Below are 21,672 nucleotides of genomic sequence, written 5' to 3'. Positions count from 1 at the left end.
CGTCTCCGGCGCTTCCGCGCCGGGCGGGTCCGTGTCCGGCGGGTCCCTCTCCGATGCGTCCCTCTCCGATGCGTCCGCCTCCGATGCGTCCGTCTCCGGCGGGTCCGGTTCCGCGGTCGGCGCTTCCGCTTCCGTCTCCGGCGGGTCCGGTTCCGCGGTCGGCGCGTCTGCTTCCGCCTCGGGCGGGTCCGCGTCTGCTTCCGCCTCGGGCGGGTCCGCTTCCGCTTCCGCCTCGGGCGGGTCCGCTTCCGCTCCTGCCTCCGGCGGGTCCGCTTCCGCGTCCGGCGCTTCCGCTTCCGCTTCGGCCGCCGTTTCATCCCGCCCGGCTGCCTTCCCGGCATCCGGCCGCCGCCCGGGGCGGGGGCGGCGCGGCCGGTGGACGCCCTGGCTGTATCTGGCGCCCGCGCTGGTCGTGCTGGCGGGGCTGCTGGTCTACCCCGTCTACCAGCTCGGGCTGATCTCCCTCCTGGAATACACCCAGGCCCAGGTCACCGGCGGTGAGCCCACCTCCTTCCAGGGCCTGGCCAACTACGCCGAACTGTTCGGCGACCCCGAGTTCTGGAGCGTCCTGCTGGCCACGGTGGTCTTCGCCGCCGCGTGCGTGCTGGGCACGATGCTGGTGGGCTGCTCGCTGGCCGTGCTGCTCACCCGCGTGCGGGCGGTGCCGCGCCTGACGCTGATGCTCGCGGCGCTCGGCGCCTGGGCCACGCCCGCGATCACCGGCTCGACGGTGTGGGTCTTCCTCTTCGACCCCGACTTCGGACCCGTCAACCGGGTGCTGGGGCTGGGGGACTTCGCCTGGACCTATGGCCGCTACAGCGCTTTCGCGCTCGTCTTCTTCGAGGTGGTGTGGTGCTCCTTCCCGCTGGTGATGGTGACGACCTACGCGGGAATCCGGGCCGTTCCCGGCGAAGTGCTGGAGGCCGCGGCGCTGGACGGCGCGAGCGTGTGGCGGACGTGGCGCAGCGTACTGGCGCCGATGCTGCGGCCCATTCTGATCGTGGTGACCATTCAGTCCATCATCTGGGATTTCAAGGTCTTCACCCAGATTTATGTGATGACGGGCGGCGGCGGCATCGCCAAGCAGAATCTCGTGCTGAACGTCTACGCCTATCAAAAGGCGTTCGCGTCCTCGCAGTACAGCCTCGGCTCGGCGATCGGAGTCGTCATGCTGGTGATTCTGCTGGGGGTCACGCTGCTGTATCTGAAACTGCTGCGCGGGAAAGGGGAGGAACTATGATCCCGAACGGTGCCGGGCGGCGCCGAAGAGTGGGCGCGAGCGGCGCGGAACGGCGCCCAGCGGTGAGCACGAGCGGTGCGCAACGGTGAGCGCGGCCGTCCCCGGCGCCCGGCGCCGGCCCCGCAGGCCCTGGCGGCTGGCCGCCGAGTGCGGGACCGTGCTGATCGCCGCCGTGGTCGCCTTCCCGCTGTACTGGATGGTGCTCTCCGCGTTCAAGCCCGCAGGTGAGATCCGCTCCGACCGGCCCGTGCCGTGGACACTCGCGCCGTCGCTGGACGCGTTCCGGCGGGTGTTCGGGCAGCAGGAATTCGGGCGCTATTTCCTCAACAGCGTGCTCGTCGCCGGAAGTGTCGTCATCGCCTCCGCGCTCATCGCCTTTCTCGCGGCGACCGCCGTCACCCGCTTCCGCTTCCGGCTGCGCACCACACTGCTCATCCTCTTTCTCGCCGCGCAGATGGTGCCGGTGGAGGCGCTGACCATCCCGATGTTCTTCCTCATGCGGGATTTCGGCGCGCTCAACACCCTGGGCTCGCTGATCCTGCCGCACCTGGCGTTCTCGCTGCCGTTCGCGATCTGGATGCTGCGCGGATTCGTGAAGGCCGTGCCCGAGGCGCTGGAGGAGCAGGCGTTCATCGACGGGGCGAGCCGTGCCCGCTTCCTGTGGCAGATCCTCTTTCCGCTCGTTCTCCCCGGGCTCGTCGCCACCAGTGTCTTCTCCTTCATATCCACCTGGAACGACTTCCTGTTCGCCAAATCGTTCATCATCAGCGCGACGGAGAACTCCACCTTGCCGATGGCGCTGCTGGTCTTCTTCGACACCGAAACCCCCGACTGGGGCGGGGTGATGGCCGCCTCCACGGTCATGACGCTGCCGGTGCTCGTCTTCTTCGTCTGCGTCCACCGGCGGCTGGTCTCCGGACTCGGCGGCGCCGTCAAAAACTGACCGCCCGAGGGCCGAGGACCCCCCAAGGGCCGCCCCCAAGGACTGCCCCCAAGGGCTGACCGCCCCCGAGGACCGACCACTGCCCAAGGGCTGACCGCCCCGAACTCCCGCTCCGGAGAGGAGCACGTGATGAGCTGGACCGGTCTCGTGCCGCGCCCGTCCGACGTCCAAGAGCGCGCGGGCGCCCCGTTCGTGTGGGACAGCGGCACCGCGCTCCTCGCCCGCCCCGGCACGCGCGCGGTCGCGCGCTGGCTGCGCGCGCAGGCCGCCCTCCCCTTCCACGAGGCGTCGGAGGAGCCGTTGCAGGAGCGGCAGCCCCGCACCACCGTCGAGCTGCGCCTCGGCTCCGGACTGCCCGACGGCGCCTACCGGCTGGACGTCACAGCCGAGCGCGCCCTGATCGAGGGCGGCGACGCGGCCGGGGTCTTCTGGGGCGCCCAGACCCTGCGCCAGGCGCTCCCGCCGGCCGCGCTGCGCCGTGCGGCGTCCACGGCCGCGTGGGAACTGCCCCCGGCCCGCGTCCAGGACGCGCCCCGCTTCGCCTGGCGGGGCCTCATGCTCGATGTGGCGCGGCACTTCACGCCCAAGGACGGGGTGCTGCGCATCCTGGACCTGCTCGCCGCGCACAAGCTGAACGTCCTCCACTTCCACCTGACCGACGACCAGGGCTGGCGCGTCCAGATCCACCGCTACCCCGCGCTGACCGAGGTCGGTGGCTGGCGGCCCCGCACGCGGGTGGGGCACCGCGCCTCGCCGCTGTGGGACGAGCGCCCGCACGGCGGCCACTACACCCAGGAGGACCTGCGCGAGATCGTCGCCTACGCCGCCGAGCGGCACATCACCGTCGTCCCCGAGATCGAACTGCCCGGCCACTCGCAGGCCGCCATCGCCGCCTACCCCGAACTCGGCAACACCGACGCCGTGGACACCGCCCGGCTCGGTGTGTGGACCGACTGGGGCGTGAGCCCCCATCTGCTGGCCCCCACGGACGACACCCTGCGCTTCTACGAACACGTCCTGGAAGAGATCCTCGACATCTTCCCCTCCCCCTTCATCCACATCGGCGGCGACGAGACCCCGAAGGAACAGTGGCGGGCCTCCGCCGTCGCGCAGGCCCGCCGGGTGTGCGAAGGGCTCGCCGACGAGGACGCTCTGCAGGCGTGGATGGTGCGCCACTTCGACCGCTGGCTCGCCGCGCGGGGGCGCCGCCTGGCAGGCTGGGACGAGATCCTGGAGGGCGGCACCCTGGCCGACGGGCTGACGCCCGGCGCCGTCGTCTCCTCCTGGCGGGGCTACGAGGGCGGTGTCACGGCCGCCAAGTCCGGCCACGATGTGGTGATGTGCCCCGAGCACCACGTGTACCTCGACCGCCGCCAGGCGCCCGGCGAGAGCGAACCGGTGCCGCTGGGGTACGTCGCGACGCTGCGCGACGTACACGGCTTCGAGCCGGTGCCGCCGGAACTCGCGGGCACGGAGCACGCCCGGCATGTGCTCGGCGTCCAGGCCAACATGTGGACGGAGTGCACGGAGAGCGCGCAGCGCGTGGACTACCAGCTCTTCCCCCGGCTCGCCGCGCTGGCCGAGGTGGCCTGGTCGGCGCGGCCCGGGGAACCGGGTGCGGAACCGGAGGAACCGGGTGAGCGGCGGACGTCGGGACGGGCGGGGGAGCGGCAGGAGGGGCGGCAGGTGGAGCGGGCGTACGCGGACTTCGAGCGGCGGATGACGGAGGCCCACTACGCCCGCCTCGACGCCCTCGGCGTCAATTACCGCCCGCCGACCGGCCCCCGCGCCTACGACCGCCGCCCCGGCATCCCGGGCCGTCCCCTGGGCTGAGGCCCTTTGGACCGGGCCCTTGGACTGCGGCCCTCTGGAATGCGCGGTGCCTGCCCCTGGTCGAGGGAAGATCGCCGGGCCGCCGTCCCGGACCCGTGCGCGGGGCGGCGCCCCCATGGCGGGGCGGGCCGGAAGTCCGCGGTCGGCCGGGCCAGGAAGTCCGTGGCGGGGCGGGCCGGAAGTCCGCGGCCGGGCGGGCCGGGAGTCTCCGCGAGACCCCGGGCGCATGCGGCGGGGAGCCGCCCTCGTGTCGTGCACCGGCCGAGATGTGCCAGAGTTGCCTCGTCCGGGCTGTGAGCACGTACCGTACGGCAGTGCAGCCGGGAGCCCGGGGATGTCGGGGAAGGGGCAGCTAGGTTGAGCACGCACGTACGGCACGCACCACACGGCGGCCAGGCCGCGGAGGCTGTGCCGTCTGTCATGCTGCCGACCACTTTGGACGAGGCCGTCTCGGCGCTCTCCTCGGTGCCCGCCGCCGTGCCCGTCGCGGGCGGCACCGACCTGATGGCCGACGTCAACTCCGGCCAGCTCCGCCCCGCCGCGCTCGTCGGCCTCGGCCGCATCAGCGAGATCCGCGGCTGGTCCTACCAGGACGGGCACGCCGTACTGGGCGCGGGGCTCACCCACGCGCGCATGGGCCGCCCCGACTTCGCCGCGCTGATCCCCGCGCTGGCCGCCGCCGCGCGCGCCGCCGGACCCCCGCAGATCCGGAACGCCGGGACGCTCGGCGGCAACGTCGTCAGCGCCTCGCCCACCGGGGACGCGCTGCCGGTGCTGGCCGCGCTGGAGGCCACGCTGTCGATCGCGGGGCCCGAGGGCGCCCGCCGCGAGCTGCCGGTCAGCCACCTGCTCGCGGGCATGGACATGCTCCAGCCCAGCGAGGTCGTCGGCTACGTGCGGGTGCCGCTGCTCTACGCGCCGCAGACCTTCCTCAAGGCCACCAGCAGGACCGGCCCCAGCCGCGCGCTCGCCTCGGTCGCCGTCGTACTCGACCCGGTGCGGCGCGGGGTGCGCTGTGCGGTCGGCGCCGTCGCACCGATGCCGCTGCGTCCGCTGGAGGCCGAGCGCTGGATCGCCTCGCTCATCGACTGGGACGGCGAACGGGGCCTCGCCCCCGAGGCGCTGACCGCTTTCGGGGAGTATGTGGCGATGGCGTGCATCCCCGATCCGGTGCCGGAGGAGGGCCCCGACGGTGCCCCCGGGCCCGTATCCGCGCTTCCGCCCGCGGCGCTGCACTTGCGGCGTACCGTGGCGACACTGGCCCGCCGTGGACTCGGGAGGGCTCTTTCATGAGCGGCACACCACACGACAACGGGAACGGGAACCGGAACGGGGGCGCGGACCCGCACGCAGGCGCGGGCCCGCAGGCGAACGTGAACGCGCACACGGACGAGAACGGCTACCCGTACCCGGACCCGCACCGGGACCGGGAGAGCTACCCCGGCGGTGACGGCTACCCGGGCGGCGACGCCTATCAGGGCGGGGAGGCGTACCAGGGCGGCGAGGGCTACCCGCAGGGCGGCGAGGGCTACCCGCACGCGCCGGGCGGCGAGGTCCACCCGGAGGCGTACGGAACGAACACCGACCCTTATGCCCGGTATGACCCCTACGCGGAACAAGTCCCGTACGGGCAGCATGTGCCCAGGAGTTGGGGTGGCGGCGAGTACGACGTGGACGCGACCGCATTCGTACAGCTGCCCGCCGGCGGCTTCCCCGAGAGCGGCGTCCCGCTCGCCGCGCCGGGCACCGGCCAGGGCGGCTACACCCCACCGGCCATCGACCCCGCCGAAGCGGGCGCGCACACCGCGCCCTTGACCCCCGCCGCGAGCACCGACCCCTCGGACACCGGCCAGTGGGTGCTGCCCTTCGCACCGGAGACGGCCCAGCCCGGTACCGGCCCGGGTGCCGGTGCCGGTGCGGAGTTCGGCCACGGCTACGGAGCGGGGTACGGGCACGGCCAGGGGTACGGGCACGGACCGGACCACGGTGCGGGCCACGACCCGCAGCACGGCGCGCGATACGGCGCGGAGACCGGCCTCGGCCCCCAGGAAGCGGACGCCGAAACGGAATCCGGCCACGGGCCCGGTGCCGGGCCCGGCACCGGCCCTGGTGTTTCAGCAGCCGCCGTGCTCGGACAGGGCGCCGCGGCGGCGCTCGCCGGTTCGCACGAGGCCCGCACCCAGCGCCGCCCGCTCGGCGCGGGCCCCGGAACAGGCGCCGGAACGGCCGCGCCCGATCCGGCCGCCGACGCGACCGGCAGCGGACAGGGAAAGAGTCAACGGCCGGAACCCGGCCAGGGGCAGAGCCGGGTCCGTGGCCACGGTCAGGAACATGGCCACGGCCAGGAGCAGAGCCACGGACAGACGCGGGACGGGCGGCCCGGCCCGGGGGATACGCTCGGTGCCGGAGTGCCGCTCGCCGGAGGACCCGGCGCTGACGAGGGATACACACCGCCCTCGTCCGCCGTACCCGCGCCCGGCCCCGGACACCTGCCCGCCGCCGAATCGCCGGGGCCGTGGAACCCGGCACCGCCACCCCCCGCGCCGCACTGGGGCGAGCCCCCCGTGCCCCACCCGGGCCCGGGGCCAGGCCAAGGCGGCCCCGACACCACCGCGGGCCCCGGCCCGCTGCCGCCGCAACAGCCGGGCCTGGTCTGGCCGTTCGCGCCGTCGGAAGGCGGCCCCGCCGTCGGTTCCCTCGGCGCGCTCGACTCCACCGCGCACCCCCCGGCCGCCCCGGGCGGCCCCGGCGTACCCACAACTCCCGGCGGCCCCGGCGGAACCGGGCCGGCGCCGGCCGAGTTGCCCGGGCAGCGCGACCCGTCGGCCGCCCCGCCCGCCCCGGCCCAGCCGGACGCCCAGGGCCCCGCGGACGGGCACGACACCCCGGTTGCCCCGGACGCCCCGCACACCGCGCGGACCACGGACGACAAGCTCGACCCCGGTACCCCCGCCGCCGGGCTCCCGGCATCCGGCGCCGCGTCGCCGCCCACCGCGCTGCCGCCCGAGCGTGCGCAGCCGGAAGCGGCACCGGGGTCGGATGCGGAACCGGCACCGGGGTCGGATGCGGAACCGGACACCGGGCCGGAGCAGGGCCCGGGTTCGGCGCAGGCGGCGCCGGGTACGGCGACCGGGCCAGTGAGCGTGCCCACGGGCGGCCCCGTGGGCGGGCCCAGGCCGGGCCTGATCCCCACGACCCCCTCGACTCCCGGCAGCGCGCCGCCCGTCGCGCAGGAGCCGTCACCCGCCGCCGAGCACGTCCCCGCGCCCGCGCCGGATCCGGAGCCCGCCTCCGGACCCGTACCGGACGCGGACACGGCAGCCCCGGAGACGGACACCGCGGATGCGTCCCCGGACGCGACGGTGGACGCCGACAGCCGCACCGGCACGGACACCGGGACCGACGCGGGTGCCAACCCCGACGCGGGTGCCCATACCGGCGCCGACGCGTCGGACGTCAACTCCCAGGCGGCGCAAGCCCACACGGCGGCAGCCGCGGAATCGGCATCCCCGGCACCGGAGTCCGGAGAGGCGGGAGAGGCCGGAGAGCCGGGCGAGGCCGGAGAGGGCGAAGACGCCGGGGCCCCCGGGGCGGACGCCACGGAGGCGGAGTCCGAGCGCCCGGAATCCGGGGGAGCGGACACCGACGAGCAGGAGACCCCCGAGGCGGAGGCCAGCGGGGCGGAGGCCAGCGGGGCCGAGGCCCACGCGGCGGACGGCGACCAGGACGCGGACGCAGGCGCCGTCGGGGACACCGAGGACGCCGGGGACGCCGAGGGCGTCGTGGACACCGGGGGCGCTGGGGACGAACACCCCCTGGTCTCCTACGTCCTGCACGTCAACGGCGCCGACCGGCCCGTCACCGGCGCGTGGATCGGTGAGTCGCTGCTGTACGTGCTGCGCGAGCGGCTCGGGCTGGCGGGTGCCAAGGACGGGTGCGCGCAGGGCGAGTGCGGCGCGTGCTCGGTGCAGGTGGACGGCCGCCTGGTCGCCGCCTGCCTGGTACCGGCGGCCACCGCGGCGGGCAGCGAGGTACGCACCGTCGAGGGCCTGGCGGCGAACGGGGTGCCCTCCGACGTCCAGTGCGCGCTGGCCGAGAGCGGTTCCGTGCAGTGCGGGTTCTGCGTGCCCGGCCTGGCCATGACCGTGCACGACCTGCTGGAGGGCAACCACGCCCCCAGCGAACTGGAGACCCGCAAGGCGATCAGCGGCAACCTGTGCCGCTGCTCCGGATACCGGGGCGTGCTCGACGCCGTGCGCACCGTCGTCTCCGAGCGAGCGGCCAAGGCCGAACGCGAAGCGGCCGAGGCCCAGGCCGAGGCGCACGCCCACGGCCCGGCCCCCGAGGCGCCGGGCCCTGCCGCGGCCCCGGCCCCGCACGCCGAATCCGCCAACGACACCTATGGCGGCGGCGGTTACCCCCACGGCCACGGCCCCGTACCCGGGCCCGGCCATGACGGCAACGGCGGCGGCGACGGCAATGGCGCCCACGGCAGCGCCGAGAGCGGCTACGAGACCGGCGCCTACCCGCAGGGGGGCGCGTACCCGCCCGGCGAGTACGGCGAGACCCCGCACGGCGACGCCCAGTACGGCCAAGAGCAGTACACCGAGGGGCAGTTCCCCCAGGGACAGTTCCCCCAGGACCAGTACGGCAGCGAGCAGTACGCCGACGACCAGTACGGCCAAGACCAGTTCGCGCAGGACCAGTTCGCGCGGGACCAGTTCGCGCGGGACCAGTACGGCAACGGCACCTACGGGGCCGGGGCGCACATCCCCCAGCAGGCGCGTCACCAGGACCGGGACGCGTGATGCGAGCAGGCGTGCGGCGAGCAGGACACCCCACCCACACCCGGCGCGCGTCCCACGCGGCAGCGGGCGGCGGGCACCAGCACGGCGCGGCGGGCGCCCGGCACAGAAAGGCGGCGGTATGACGGAGACGGCTGACGGCCACCCCGGCGCCGGCCCCGGCACGGGCTCCGGCGCCGCCACGGCGACCCCCGCCGGAGGCACCCCGTTGCCCACCGGCTCGCGCAACGCGCCCGAGCCGCACGGGCTCGGCGCCTCCGTCATGCCCACCGACGTCTACGCCAAGGCGCAGGGCACCTTCCCCTACGCGGCCGACCTGTGGGCCGAGGGGCTGCTGTGGGCCGCGGTGCACCGCTCCGCGTACCCGCGCGCGCGGATCGTGTCCATCGACACCGAACCGGCCGCCGCCATGCCCGGCGTGCACGCCGTGGTGACGCACGAGGACGTGACGGGGGACTCCTCGCACGGCCGGAAGATCGCCGACCAGCCCGCCTTCGCGCGCGACGAAGTGCGCTACTTCGGCGAGCCGATCGCGGCCGTCGCCGCCGACCACCCGGACACCGCCCGGCTGGCCGCAGCCGCCATCGTCGTCGAGTACGAGGTGCTGGAGCCGGTCAGCGACCCGGAGAAGTCCTTCGAGTCCGAGCCGCTGCACCCTGACGGCAACCTGCTGCGCCACATCCCGCTGCGCTACGGCGACCCGGACGCCACCGGCGAGGTCGTCGTCGAGGGGCTGTACCGCGTCGGCCGCCAGGACCCCGCGCCGATCGGGGCCGAGGCCGCGCTGGCCGTGCCCCGGCCGGACGGCGGCGTGGAGATCTACACCGCCTCCACCGACCCGCACACCGACCGCGATCTGGCCGCCGCCTGCTTCGGGCTGCCGCCCGAGCAGGTCAAGATCGTGGTGACCGGGGTGCCCGGTGCCATGGGCGACCGCGAGGACGCCGCGCTCCAAGTCCCGCTGGGGCTGCTGGCGATGCGCACCGGCTGCCCCGTGAAGGTCGCGCTGACCCGCGAGGAGTCCTTCCTCGGCCACGCGCACCGCCACCCCACCCTGCTGCGCTACCGCCACCACGCGGACGGCGAGGGCAAGCTGGTCAAGGTCGAGGCGCAGATCCTGCTGGACGGCGGCGCCTACGCCGACACCTCCTCCGACGCGCTGGCCGCCGCCGTCTCCTTCGCCGCCGGGCCGTACGTGGTGCCGCACGCGGTGATCGACGGCTGGGTGGTGCGCACCAACAACCCGCCCTCGGGCCATGTGCGCGGCGAGGGCGCCATGCAGGTGTGCGCCGCGTACGAGGGCCAGATGGACAAGCTCGCCGAGCGGCTGGGCCTGGACCCGGCCGAGGTGCGGATGCGCAACGTGCTGGCGACCGGCGACCTGCTGCCCACCGGCCAGACCGTCACCTGCCCGGCGCCGGTGGCCGAACTCCTCACCGCCGTACGGGAGACGCCGCTGCCCCCGCTGCCCAAGGACGCGCCCGAGTCCGACTGGCTGCTGCCCGGCGGCCCCGAGGGCGCGGGCGACCCGGCCGCCGTGCGGCGCGGGGTGGGCTACGCGCTCGGCATGGTGCACATGCTCGGCGCCGAGGGCACCGACGAGGTGTCCACGGCCACCGTCAAGGTCAGCGGCCCCGTCGCCACGGTCATGTGCGCGGCGGTCGAGTCGGGCCAGGGCTTCGACACCCTGGCGCGGCAGATCGTGCAGGAGACCCTCGGCCTGGACGAGGTGCACATCGCCTCCGTGGACACCGACCAGCCGCCCTCCGGCGCCAGCGGGCGCGGCCGGCACACCTGGGTGTCGGGCGGAGCGGTCGAGCGCGCGGCCAAGATGGTGCGCACCCAGCTTCTCCAGCCGCTGGCGGCGAAGTTCGGGATGTCCACGGAGCTGCTGTCGATCGCGGACGGCAAGATCACCTCGTACGACGGGGTGCTGTCCACCACCGTCGCGGAGGCCCTGGAGGGCAAGGAGCTGTGGGCGACGGCGCAGTGCCGCCCGCACCCGACCGAACCGCTGGACGAGGCGGGCCAGGGCGACGCGTTCGTCGGCCTCGCCTTCGCCGCCGTCCGCGCGGTCGTGGACGTCGATATCGAACTGGGCTCCGTGCGCGTGGTCGAGGTCGCCCTCGCGCAGGACGTGGGCCGCGTCCTCAACCCCCGCCAGCTGCGGGCCCGTCTGGAGGCGGGCGTCACCCAGGGCATCGGCACGGCGCTCACCGAGCACCTGCGGGTCGCCAAGGGCGTGGTGCGCCACCCGGATCTGACGGCCTACGCGCTGCCGACCGCGCTGGACGCGCCGGACATCCGCATCGTGGAACTGGTCGAGGAGCGCGACGTGGTGGCCCCGTTCGGCGCCAAGCCCGTCTCCTCGGCGCCGGTCGTCACCACCCCGTCCGCGGTGGCGGCGGCGGTACGGGCCGCCACCGGCCGCCCCGTCAACCGCCTCCCCATCCGTCCCCAGGCGGCGGTCGGCGCCCAGCAGCACTCCGGCTGAGCACGCCCTCTTCGGGCCCGAAGAGGGCGATCCGAAGGGGGCGCGGGGAACTGCGCGGCCGGCGACTACGGACCTGCACGCTCCATGGCGGGGTCGGGGGCAGCCCCTGCTCAGCACCGGATCGTGAGCAACAGCTCGGCACCGGGAAAGAGAGCAACAGAAAATCTGCCGGGCCCGCCGGCCAGGCATCACCGCTCCGGCGCGTCCGCGAGGAAATCCTCCACCAGCGGACGCAGCATCTCCGGCTCGTCCACCCACGGATAGTGGCCCACCCCGTGCAGGGGGCGCAGCCGCGCGTGCGGGAAGCAGGCCGCGACCGCCTCGCCCGCGCGCATCCCGGTGATGGCGTCCAGGTCGCCCGTGACGACCAGCACGGGGGCGCGCACCGCGCTCAGCCTGCCCAGCAGCGCCAGCCGCTCCTCCTCGCCCACGCCCTGCCAGAACGCGGCGCGCGGCACCGGGTTGAGCTGTTCGCCCTCGGCCGCCGCGTGCTCCTGCTGGGGCAGCTCCCAGCGGCCGTACGCCATGGGCGCGGCGCGCAGCAGCAGTCCGCGGATCTCGTCCAGGTCGGTGGCGTGGCCGAGGAGTTGTACGGCGACGTAGGCGTCCTCCCACCAGTCCTCGTCGGCGGCCCGCGACTCGAAGATCTGCCGTGCGTCGTCGGGGAGTTGGTTCTGGAGGCGGGAGCCGGGGTTGAGCAGTACGAGGTGGCTGAGGCGGTCGGCGTAGCGAGCCGCGTACGCCTGCGCGGTGGCCGCCGCCGCGTCGTGCGCGAGGAGCGCGAAGCGCTCCAGGCCCAGGTGTGCGCGCAGGGCCTCCAGGTCCTCGGCGTGGGCGGTGAAGGCGTAGGCGGCTGGGTCGGCGGCGGGTGGGGAGTCTCCGGTGCCGCGCATGTCGGGGACGATCAGCGTCCGGTAGGCGCCGAGCCCGCCCAGGTCTCCCAAGTAGGCGGCCTCGCGCGCCGGGCCGCCCGCCAGGCAGACCAGGGGCGGGGTGCCGGGCGCGCGGCCGTCCCCGGCTCCGGCCCCGGGGTGGGCCCCGATATCAGGGCGGGTTCCGGTGTCGTGGCGGGTTCCGGTCCCGGCCGGGTCGGCGGTCCGGACGTGGTAGGCGAGCCGTGCTCCGTCGTAGGAGGTGAAGTGCGGCATGCGTACCAGTTTGCCGCCAGGGATGCGAAGGCCGTGCAACCAAAGGTGGTCTTCGTGTGTCTGAAGTGTCGTACGTTCAGATTGCAATGGGCGTACGATTACCGTGCGCTCCCGGTACCATGCGGGCTGACCCCCCGTCACACACTTGCCGGATCCCGCGCTTCGACCAGCAGGAGGACAAGTGGCTCAACGGACACACGCCGCAGCCATCCGCACCGTCGCCCGCGTCGTAGGCGTGTCGGCGCTGGTGGCCGGAACCGCGTTCGCCGCCGTGACATCGTCGGGCGCCGGGCAGCAGAAGGACACCGCCCTCGCGGCGAAGGGCAAGGCCGGCAAGGCGGCGGCCTTCAAGACCGACTTCAACGGCGACGGCTACGCCGACACCGTCAGCTCCGCCCCCCGGGCGCCCATCGGCAAGAAGCACGACGCCGGCTTCATCACCATCTCGTACGGCTCCGCCAAGGGCGCCAGCACCACCCACCGCCAGATCTTCAGCGCCAACACCAAGGGCGTGCCCGGCGAAGCCACCAACAGCGGCCGGTTCGGCGAATCGAGCGTGGCCCGCGACTTCGACGGCGACGGCATCACCGACCTCGCCCTCACCGACGCGGGCAAGGTCATCATCCTGTGGGGCGCCAAGGGGAAGACCCTGAAGTCCGCCGCGGCCGAAGAGGCCGGCGTCGTGGTCCCCGGCGTCAACTCGGTACGCGCCCTGGCGGCGGGCGACTTCAACGGCGACGGCAAGGCCGACCTGGCCGTGGACGGCAACGGCAGCAAGGTCAACGTGCTGTACGGCGGCTTCGGCCGGGACGGCAAGCCTGCCAAGACCTCCGAGTCCGACACCGGCCACGAGTTCGGCGCCGACAAGCTGATCTCCGGCGACGTGACCGGCGACGGCGTCGATGACCTGGTCACCACCCACTCCTTCGAGGAGAAGTCCGAGAAGAGCGAGTTCTTCAAGGGCACCAAGGACGGGCTGGAGGCCAAGTCCAAGCCCACCGACGACGCGGAGACCGGCGTCATCGCCGACGTCAACAAGGACGGCTTCGGCGACCTCGTCATCCGCACCGTGCCCGGCGGCGTGCTGGAGGACCTCCCGTACGACCACGGCACCCTCAAGGTCATCTACGGCACGGCCGACGGCCTCGGCACCAAGACCACCAAGATCACCCAGAACAGCCCCGGCGTGCCCGGCTCCAACGAAAAGGGCGACGAGTTCGGCAAGGCCCTCGCCGCCGGTGACGTCAACGGCGACGGCTACGCGGACATCGCCGTCGGCGCCCCCTATGAGGACATCGGCAAGAGCAAGGACGGCAAGGACACCGGCGCCGTCGTCCTGCTCCTGGGCGGCAAGAAGGGCCTGACCGGCACCGGTTCGCAGGCATTCCACCAGAACACCAAGGGCGTGCCCGGCGCCATCGAGGCCGACGACCGCTTCGGCTCGGCCGTCTCCCTCGGCGACACCGACAACGACGGCCACGACGACCTCGCGATCGGCGCACCCGGCGAGGACGGCTCCGGCGACGAGGCGACGGACGCGGGCGCCGTGTGGGTGCTGCGCGGCTCGGGCTCCGGCCTGACCACCAAGGGCGTCATCTCCTACGGCCCCAAGACGCTGGGCGCCCCGGAGGACCACTCGGCCCTGGGCACCAGCTTCTCCCACTGATCGGGGTGAGTTGATCCCGCCGCGTTGATCCCGTCGGAGGCGGTTCGCGATGAACCGCCTCCCGGCCGCGGAGCCTTGAGCCCCCGCCCACCCTCAACCGGGGTGGACGGGGGCTCACTTGTGTGCGGGGGCGGTCGCTGTTCCCGTCGCCGGGGTGATCCTGGGAGGCGTACCGTCCGAGTGCCCAGGCGTGCGAAGAGCCCACCCCCGAAAGGGACCACCCCTCATTTTCGTCACCGGTTTGACCGGTGACGCTCGCGCGCCCTACCTCGGCCGACGACGAGCAGGAGGTTCGGGCCCCGTGCCCGTGACTGCCCGCGGTGGAACCGTTGCTGATGGTGCGTCAGTTGCTCCGTGAGGGGCGGGACGCGCGTAGATTTCATTGTCATGTTTCGGCCATCTCGTTAGTCTGACCGGGCTCGTGGCGTCCGGAGCCGCGTCCACTGGCCGTCGCCGTGCACGCGTCGGCCCCGTCCCCCCACGGTTCGGTCCATCACCGCTTCCCCCCACCACCTTCGGGAGCAGTCATGTCCCCCCTGCCCTCCACGCGCTCAGTCACCGGATCGCGGAGATCCGGCCGAGTGCCCGCCGTCGCGGTGGCACTCGCGGTACTCGCCTCCGGAGCGCTGCTCGCCACCGGCACCACGGCGACGGCCGGGCCGGCCGAGAAGGCGCGTCCCGCTGGCCCCACCATGAACGACTCGTTCGCCTCGGCGGCCGAGGAGTACGGCGTTCCGCGCGACGTGCTCGTCTCCCTCGGCCACAGCGAGACCCACCTCGACGGCCACGACGGCAAGCCCAGCCAGGCCAACGGGTACGGCGTGATGCACCTGGTCAGCAACCCCGCGCGGCACACCCTGGAGAAGGCGGCGAAGCTCACCGGCCGGCCGGTGGCCGAGCTGCGCGAGGACACCGACGCCAACATCCACGGCGGGGCCGCCGTACTGCGCGCCTACGCCGACCAGCTCGGTATGGACGCGGCCGAACGCGGCGACACCGACGCCTGGTACCCGGCCGTCGCGCGCTACGGCGGTGCGAGAGGGGCGACGGCGCGGCTGTACGCGGACGATGTCTACACGTTCCTCGCGAAGGGCGTGCGCGGGAAGGCGCCCGACGGTGAGCGCGTCTCGGTGCGCGCGCGGCACATCGCCCCCGACACGTCGAAGGTCGCCAAGTCGGGCCCGGAGGCGAAGAGTCCGGACTACCCGGACGCCAAGTGGGCCGCCGCTCACGCCAACAACTTCGCCACCGGCCGGACGGAGCAGCTCAACAAGATCATCATCCATGTGACCCAGGGCTCCTACGCCGGCTCCATCAGCTGGTTCCAGAACCCGGACGCACAGGTCAGCTCCCACTACGTGGTGCGCTCCAAGGACGGCGAGGTCACCCAGACGGTGCGCGACGGCGACACCGCTTACCACGCGCGCAGCGCGAATGCCTCCTCGGTGGGCATAGAGCACGAGGGCTACGTCGATGACCCGTCCTGGTTCACCGACGCGATGTACCGCTCCTCCGCCGAGCTGACCCGCCACCTCGCCGACGAGCACGGCATACCCCTGGACCGCGACCACCTCATCGGCCACAGCGAGGCCCCCGGAAACGATCACACGGACCCCGGGCCGCACTGGAACTGGGACACGTACATGAAGCTTGTGAAGGGCTGAGAGCAGGGGCGCGCCGAAGAGACGGGGCTCGTACGCCGACGGCCCGGACCGACTGGGCCGGGCCGTCGGCGTACGAGCATCACCGTCGCGCGGCAGGAGACTCGCTGTCCCGCAGCCGGAGGCCCACCGTCCCGCGGGAGGGGGGGCCGTCGCCGCCGCAGCCGTGCAGCCGCGGCCACCCTCCCCCCACCACCCCGCCTGCGGCTCCGGTCAGGACCGGCCTCCTCGCCCGCGCCCTCGCCCGTCCCCTTCCGGGGGCCTCGGCGCAGCGCCAGGGGGGTGTGCCGTGCCCTGGGAGGGGGACGGGGGCGACTGGGGCGGCCGTTGGTTCGAAGAAGGCACCGGGAAGGGGATGCCGACGAAGGTCTGAGGCAGGGCCGCCGCCCTGGCCGCCGCGGCCACGCTCGGGGACATGGGGGGCGGAGGGCCCACGGGTCCTTGCAGGGCCGAGTTGAGGGAGGGCAGGGTGTGCTGAGAGGCCCCCGACCGGTATCCCCGGGCCCGGACCTGCGGCTGCACCCGTGGATCGTTCGCCCGGTCGAAGACACTCATGTCCAGGCCCGTGAACTGCGGGTCCACCGGTCTGACGAGGTAGATCTTGTGGTAGGCGGCATTGCGCATGTACGCGCGCGAGGCCGCCTGGGGCGAGGCCCGCAGACTGCCGCCGTCGGTCAGCATTCCGTCCACAGCGGCAAGGGCGGCAGACGCGTCGATGAACTCGGCCGGGCTGGTCATCACACGCCCCTTGAAGCACCAGTTCTCCAGAGCGTTCTTGAGTAATACCGTGTTGCCGGGGACGCTGACATTGCCCTCCATGGGGTGGAGCTCCAGCTCACCTATTCGGTATGCGGGAGTCCCGGGGACTCCGATCTGCTGCAAGTTGTAATCAATTTTCAGAGCGTTGATCACGTCTTGTGTCGAGTAGTCCACCGGCATGCGGCCAAGCTCCTCAAGCGGTCGGCGTCGTGTTGCTCCGTCAACCTCTCCCAACGGATCCGCGGCCGGGAGGGTTCAGGCGGTCCCGGCGGCGCAACCGGAAGGGAGGTCCGTTGCGGTACCGGTCGCCGCCGGCCGCCTCGGCCCCGGCCTCGCCGACCTCCCTGACGGGTGCCGCGTCAAGGCGACTGCCGGCCGTTCTGTTACCTGTTACTGGTTACCCGTTGAACCAGTTCCCGCGCGGGGACGTTGTGGCCTGGGGAAGGGTCACACGAAGTCGGCGGCCCCGAAGCTCCGAGCAGCACGCCCGGCACTTCTCGGGTATCCGGCTGCGGCATGAAAAGGAGAGTCGGCGACAATGGATTCTCGCGGCGGCGGTTCCAGTGGTTCCGGCGGTTCCGGCGACCAAGGCCGATCGAACTTTTACACCCCTGAGCAGCGAGCTGCTCTCATGTACGTTAACCGGCTGCGCTATGAAAATGTGCAGGAGCGCGGTCTTGAGCGCTACATTAGCGACAACGGGCTGGGCGTCATGCAGCGCCATTTCGATGGCGCGGAGGCGGCGATGGAGGGTGTCAGGCAGACCCTGTCCGACGTTGTACATGCCGGCGAAAGGAGGGACCAGGAGGCTCACGCGGAGGCAGCGACCCGGCACCATCAAGCCGTTGCGGAGTGGGTGGACCGCGGGACGGTCTTCCACGAACGTGCGAGGCGACATCTGGATGCCCGGGACGAGCAACAGGGTGTCACCCAGCGGAACGCCACCCAACCGGAGGCCGCCGAGCGGCAGATGGCCCAACAGCCTGCGGCCCCGCAGTTCGGAGCGGGAGGAGGGAATCCCCTGGCCCAGTACCAGGCCGACCTCTGGGGTATGTACGAAGACAACGCGGCACGGCTCGCAGGGATGGAGGCTGATCAGCCCCCGGGACAGAGCCAGTGGCCCGCCGAGCGCTTCGCGCCAGCCAATGCGGTGATGTCGGGTGGATTGGTGGACCCACAGCCCGCGGATGAACAGTTCCTCAGCGCTGAGGACTACGCCTCCCTCTTTGAATCCATGCGTTTTGACGCGGCGGCTCCGGCCCAACCGTCGGTGGACCAAGCGCCCATGACTCCGGGGATCGCGGCACCCGTTCCCGTCTTCCAACCGCCCATGGATTCAGGCATTCTGGCAACAGCGCCTGTGCCCGCAGCTCAAGCAAATGTGGCGCAAGCGCTGGCGGGAGAGCAGAATTACTACGGCCGGCAACCGCGAAATCCGCGTGTCCGAACGGATAACGCCGGCAATGCCAATGGCTCCGGCAACAGCTACGCCAATGCTCCCCATCGCCCCTCATCGAGCACGTCACCGCGCCGCAGCTCTTCCCCGGGCAGGTGAGCGCCTGACCGGGCTCCGGAACGGCCCGCCGGGGCCAGGCGGCCCCTTCTCGCCGGATCGGGCGCCCCCGGTGGGCGGGGGTCGAATCCCCACAAATGAACACGTGGCCCCCGGCCCGAATGAGAAGTGGGGCATGTGCATGAAGCCCGTGAGGGCTCAACGGAAAGTCTTGCAGCGGCCCGTTATCAGTGCAGCATTCCTGGTCACGGGCCGCTTCGGCTCCCGGATCCGCGCTCTCCGCTTACGCGGCCACCGCGCCAATGCGAGTGCTTCCGCAGCCAGTTGAACCGGCTTTCGTGCGGGGACGTAGTCGCACGTGCAAGGTTCCCGCGGAGATGGCGGGTCCGAAGCCCCGGAGAGTGCCACCGGGAGCTTGCGGGAGTCCGTCCGCATCAAGGAGAAGGAGAATCAGCGAGAATGCCTCCCCCCGAAGGATCCATGTATTCCAGCGGTTTGGAAAATACGGGCATGTATGACGCTTCACAGGAAGATGACATACGTCTCGTTGCTGAGTATGCCGAGCGAAACGAGAGGCGCGGTTTCCGGGCTCGTTACGCGGGTGAGTATGAGCAGCCGGATCCAGAAACGCAAAGACTGTGGGACAATGCGGATGCAAGCTTGCAGCAGTTCCGGGAGACAGCGTGGGATGTTAGATATGCCTGGAACGCCCGGAATCAGGCCGCACTCGATCTGCAGGATCACCCACGGTCGAGGACCAGGAGGGAGAACTATGATCAGGCCGATCGTGAGTATAACGAAGCAGGGAGGGTGCATGATCGAGCCTCTTTGCGGTGGATCACAGACGGATGGAATTTCCATCAAGCTGTAGAGCAGGCCCTCGACGTGCGGGACAGGGACATCCGCCAGACCCTGACGGACCCGAACGCGAACGATAGGATCCGGCAGTGGGCGACCACACAGTGGGCATCGATCCCGGATCCGAATGAGCGCGCGGCCGTGTACTCACAGCCCACCGCTCAGCAGTTCGCGGTGTCCCAGCAGTTCACGCCGCAGCAGCAAATCAGTCCCGCCCTTGCCGGGTACAGGGCTGCTCTCACAGAGTTGGCGAACGAGAATGAGGCCGCGCTGCAACGAGAGCTGCAACGAGAGTCGGCGGCGGGCGCCGACGCTCCGCAGCCTTTCGCGGACGTCGGATCGGCCTCGCCCATGCAGGTGGACGGGAATCCTCTGGCTGCCTACATGGCCTCCATAGGGCGACGGCGGGCTGAGGTCGCGGCGGAACTGGCGCAACTGCCGCCCGCGCCGACGAACGTGGCCCGAACGCTGACGAGCCAACGGGAGGCAACTCCGTCGGCCCCGCCACAGGAGCGGGAACGGCGTAACGCTCGCGATCCTCGCGACGGGGAGCGCCACCACCGCCGCAACCGCGACCGTCGCGACAACAACGGATCCTCACAGAACGGATCACGTCGCTCCCGGCGTAGCTGAGGCGGCGTCGGCGGAAGCCGATGAAAACCGGTAGTCCCCGTACCAGCACAACCGCGCGGCTGGAAACCCGCGCGATCGACAACGGGCGGCACCGCACGTGTCCACCGACAGAGGGCCATATGACCACCGGCCGCCGGCCATGGACCGTGCGGCCCTGATACCTGTGTGCGGCGTACGGCGCAGACCACGTCGGGCCCGCACCGGCCGGTGACTACGGTCACACCAATCCCCGGGCCCGCGTCGGCCACGACGCCCCGCACCCGCCACCGCGTACGACCAGCGCGGTAGCGGGTCGTAGGGGTCTAGGTCCAGCGGACCAGGGATTCCGGCCCCCCGGTAGGAGCCAGCGGCCACGTGTGCCTCTTACCTTGGGGGCATGGCAGCGAACGAGAACGGGGTCGCCGGGGACGCCCGGATGGAGAGCGCGCAGGCGTGGGGCGCGCCTCCGGGGCCGGGGGCCACCTCTTCGGGCCCGGGAGCCTCGCTCCCGGGCCCGAAGGACATACCTCCGGTCCCGGGAGCCTCCCCCGTACCGGAGAGCACGAAGGTGCCGGAGAGCACGCCGGCGCTGGAGACCACCTCGGCCGCACTCCGCACGGAGACCGTGCTGAGCCGCCCCTACCGAGCGCTGACGTCCGGCATCGTCTCCGTCGTGCTGCTGATCGCCTTCGAGGCGACCGCAGTGGGGACGGCGATGCCCGTCGCCGCCGACGAGCTGAACGGCATCTCTCTGTACGCGTTCGCGTTCTCGGCGTTCTTCACCACGTCCATCGTCGGCATGGTCGGCTCGGGGCAGTGGTGTGACCGGCGGGGGCCGCTGCCGCCGCTGGCGACCGGGATCGTCGGCTTCGCGGCCGGGCTCGTGCTGTCCGGGACCGCCGCGACGATGTGGATCTTCGTGCTGGGCCGGGCCGTTCAGGGTGTCGGCGGCGGGCTGGTGATCGTCGCGCTGTACGTCACCGTCAGCCGTGCCTTTCCCGAGCGGCTGCGGCCGACCGTCATGGCCGCGTTCGCCGCGTCCTGGGTGGTGCCGTCGGTCGTCGGGCCGCTGATCTCCGGAACGGTTACCGAACACCTGGGCTGGCGCTGGGTGTTCCTCGGTATTCCGGTGCTGGTGGTGCTGCCGCTCGTCGTGATGCTGCCGCCGCTGCGGCGGGCGGCGTCCGGGCCGCCCGAGGGGGCGAAGCCGCCGGGGCCCGCCGACCGGCGGCGGGTGCGGCTCGCCGTCGCGGTGGCGCTGGGTGCGGCGCTGCTCCAGTACGCGGGGCAGGACCTGCGGTGGATCGCCGTGGTACCGGCCGCGCTCGGCGCCGCGCTGCTCGTACCGTCCGTACGGGCGCTGCTGCCGCGCGGCACCGTACGCGCCGCGCGCGGGCTGCCCGCCGTTGTGCTGCTGCGCGGCATGGCCGCCGGGGCCTATGTCGTGGCGGAGAGCTTCATACCGCTGATGCTGGTGACGCAGCGGGGGCTGTCGGTCACCATGGCGGGGCTCACGCTCGCGGCGGGGGGCGCGTTCTGGGCGCTGGGCTCCTTCGCCCAGTCGCGGCCCCGCCTGGAGCCGCAGCGGGAGCGGCTGGTGCGCACCGGCATGGTGCTGGTCACCTTCGCCATCGCCTACTCGCCGCTCGTGCTGGTGCACTCCGTTCCGGTGTGGACGCTGGCCCTCGCCATGGCGCTGGGCTGCCTGGGGATGGGGATGGTCATCTCGTCGCTGAGTGTGCTGCTGCTGCGGCTTTCCGCTCCGGAGGAGGCGGGGCGCAATTCCGCCGCGTTGCAGCTGTGCGACGGGTTGTCCAATGTGCTGCTGCTCGCCCTGACGGGGGCGGTGTTCGCCGCGCTGGGCGGGGGAGCGGTGAGTGTGGGGGCCGGTGCGCATGGGGGCGGGGCCGGGGTTGCGGATGGCGCTCGGCCCGGGGCGTTCGTGGCCGTCTACGCCGTGTCGGCGGTGGTCGCCCTGGCGGGGGTGGGAGTGGCGGGGCGGATACGGAAGTAGGCCGCCGCGGCGTGCATCCCGTGCATCCCGTGCATCCCGTGCGCGCCCGTACGGATCCGTGGTGGCTGCCGGGCGGAGGCCCGTACGGGCCGGTCGGGGGCGCCCGGGCGCCGCTGCCGGGGTGAT

At 72.8% G+C, this 21,672-nt stretch carries 11 protein-coding genes and 2 pseudogenes; 11 read left to right on the top strand and 2 right to left on the bottom strand.

Translation table 11 applies throughout. The features are described 5' to 3' along the window. The first annotated feature begins 388 nt into the window (after positions 1–388). The 6 genes and pseudogenes from ABD339_RS16095 (at position 389) to ABD339_RS16070 (ending at position 11,315) form a co-directional block, all read left to right on the top strand. Complete coding sequence (locus tag ABD339_RS16095; RefSeq protein ID WP_344566690.1) at positions 389–1,240, top strand: carbohydrate ABC transporter permease; 852 nt, start codon at positions 389–391, stop codon at positions 1,238–1,240. Positions 1,241–1,325: 85 nt separating this feature from the next. After that, the gene (locus ABD339_RS16090; protein WP_344566546.1) at positions 1,326–2,183 is read left to right on the top strand and encodes a carbohydrate ABC transporter permease; all 858 of its coding nucleotides are present in this window, start codon (positions 1,326–1,328) and stop codon (positions 2,181–2,183) included. Between the two features lie 129 nt (positions 2,184–2,312). Further along, positions 2,313–4,016 carry a beta-N-acetylhexosaminidase gene (locus tag ABD339_RS16085; RefSeq protein WP_344566544.1) on the top strand — a complete coding sequence of 568 codons (1,704 nt, stop codon included), beginning with the start codon at positions 2,313–2,315 and terminating at the stop codon, positions 4,014–4,016. A gap of 357 nt (positions 4,017–4,373) precedes the next feature. Continuing rightward, a complete protein-coding gene (locus ABD339_RS16080; protein WP_425575999.1) occupies positions 4,374–5,309 on the top strand; it encodes an FAD binding domain-containing protein in 936 nt (311 codons plus the stop codon). 2,282 nt (positions 5,310–7,591) lie between these two features. Then, positions 7,592–8,371: pseudogene (locus ABD339_RS33830) on the top strand ((2Fe-2S)-binding protein); the annotation flags it as partial. A 571-nt stretch (positions 8,372–8,942) separates the two neighbouring features. Beyond that, positions 8,943–11,315: a xanthine dehydrogenase family protein molybdopterin-binding subunit gene (locus ABD339_RS16070; protein ID WP_344566540.1), complete on the top strand. Its 2,373-nt coding sequence runs from the start codon at positions 8,943–8,945 to the stop codon at positions 11,313–11,315. Between the two features lie 188 nt (positions 11,316–11,503). Here the strand turns inward: ABD339_RS16070 and ABD339_RS16065 are convergent, their stop codons facing one another. Then, positions 11,504–12,463, bottom strand: a complete 960-nt coding sequence (locus tag ABD339_RS16065) for an alpha/beta fold hydrolase (RefSeq protein WP_344566538.1) — start codon at positions 12,461–12,463, stop codon at positions 11,504–11,506. A 181-nt stretch (positions 12,464–12,644) separates the two neighbouring features. Here ABD339_RS16065 and ABD339_RS16060 point away from each other — a divergent pair, with 181 nt between their 5' ends. Both ABD339_RS16060 and ABD339_RS16055 read left to right on the top strand, forming a co-directional pair. Next, on the top strand, positions 12,645–14,129 hold the full coding sequence (locus ABD339_RS16060) for an FG-GAP-like repeat-containing protein (RefSeq protein ID WP_344566536.1): 1,485 nt from the start codon (positions 12,645–12,647) through the stop codon (positions 14,127–14,129). A gap of 527 nt (positions 14,130–14,656) precedes the next feature. Then, positions 14,657–15,790, top strand: a pseudogene (locus ABD339_RS16055) (N-acetylmuramoyl-L-alanine amidase); the annotation flags it as partial. Between the two features lie 213 nt (positions 15,791–16,003). Here the strand turns inward: ABD339_RS16055 and ABD339_RS16050 are convergent. Further along, entirely contained in the window at positions 16,004–16,729 is a 726-nt protein-coding gene (locus ABD339_RS16050; protein ID WP_344566534.1) for a hypothetical protein, read from the bottom strand. Positions 16,730–17,087: 358 nt separating this feature from the next. Between ABD339_RS16050 and ABD339_RS16045 the strand changes: the two genes are divergently transcribed. The 3 genes from ABD339_RS16045 to ABD339_RS16035 all read left to right on the top strand — a co-directional run bounded on the left by ABD339_RS16045 (position 17,088) and on the right by ABD339_RS16035 (position 21,546). Further along, the gene (locus ABD339_RS16045; protein ID WP_344566532.1) at positions 17,088–18,104 is read left to right on the top strand and encodes a hypothetical protein; all 1,017 of its coding nucleotides are present in this window, start codon (positions 17,088–17,090) and stop codon (positions 18,102–18,104) included. Positions 18,105–18,542: 438 nt separating this feature from the next. After that, complete coding sequence (locus tag ABD339_RS16040; RefSeq protein ID WP_344566530.1) at positions 18,543–19,553, top strand: hypothetical protein; 1,011 nt, start codon at positions 18,543–18,545, stop codon at positions 19,551–19,553. A 376-nt stretch (positions 19,554–19,929) separates the two neighbouring features. After that, entirely contained in the window at positions 19,930–21,546 is a 1,617-nt protein-coding gene (locus tag ABD339_RS16035) for an MFS transporter (protein ID WP_344566528.1), read from the top strand. The last annotated feature ends 126 nt before the right edge of the window (positions 21,547–21,672 follow it).

This window comes from Streptomyces axinellae, assembly GCF_039532135.1.
Lineage (GTDB): Bacteria > Actinomycetota > Actinomycetes > Streptomycetales > Streptomycetaceae > Streptomyces > Streptomyces axinellae.
This window is presented reverse-complemented; position numbering and strand designations above follow the sequence as displayed.

Coding starts and splice junctions, on each gene's coding strand:
- ABD339_RS16070 (WP_344566540.1), top strand. CDS start 8,943: ATGACGGAGACGGCTGACGGCCACCCCGGCGCCGGCCCCGGCACGGGC.
- ABD339_RS16050 (WP_344566534.1), bottom strand. CDS start 16,729: ATGCCGGTGGACTACTCGACACAAGACGTGATCAACGCTCTGAAAATT.
- ABD339_RS16045 (WP_344566532.1), top strand. CDS start 17,088: ATGGATTCTCGCGGCGGCGGTTCCAGTGGTTCCGGCGGTTCCGGCGAC.
- ABD339_RS16085 (WP_344566544.1), top strand. CDS start 2,313: ATGAGCTGGACCGGTCTCGTGCCGCGCCCGTCCGACGTCCAAGAGCGC.
- ABD339_RS16040 (WP_344566530.1), top strand. CDS start 18,543: ATGTATTCCAGCGGTTTGGAAAATACGGGCATGTATGACGCTTCACAG.
- ABD339_RS16035 (WP_344566528.1), top strand. CDS start 19,930: ATGGCAGCGAACGAGAACGGGGTCGCCGGGGACGCCCGGATGGAGAGC.
- ABD339_RS16065 (WP_344566538.1), bottom strand. CDS start 12,463: ATGCCGCACTTCACCTCCTACGACGGAGCACGGCTCGCCTACCACGTC.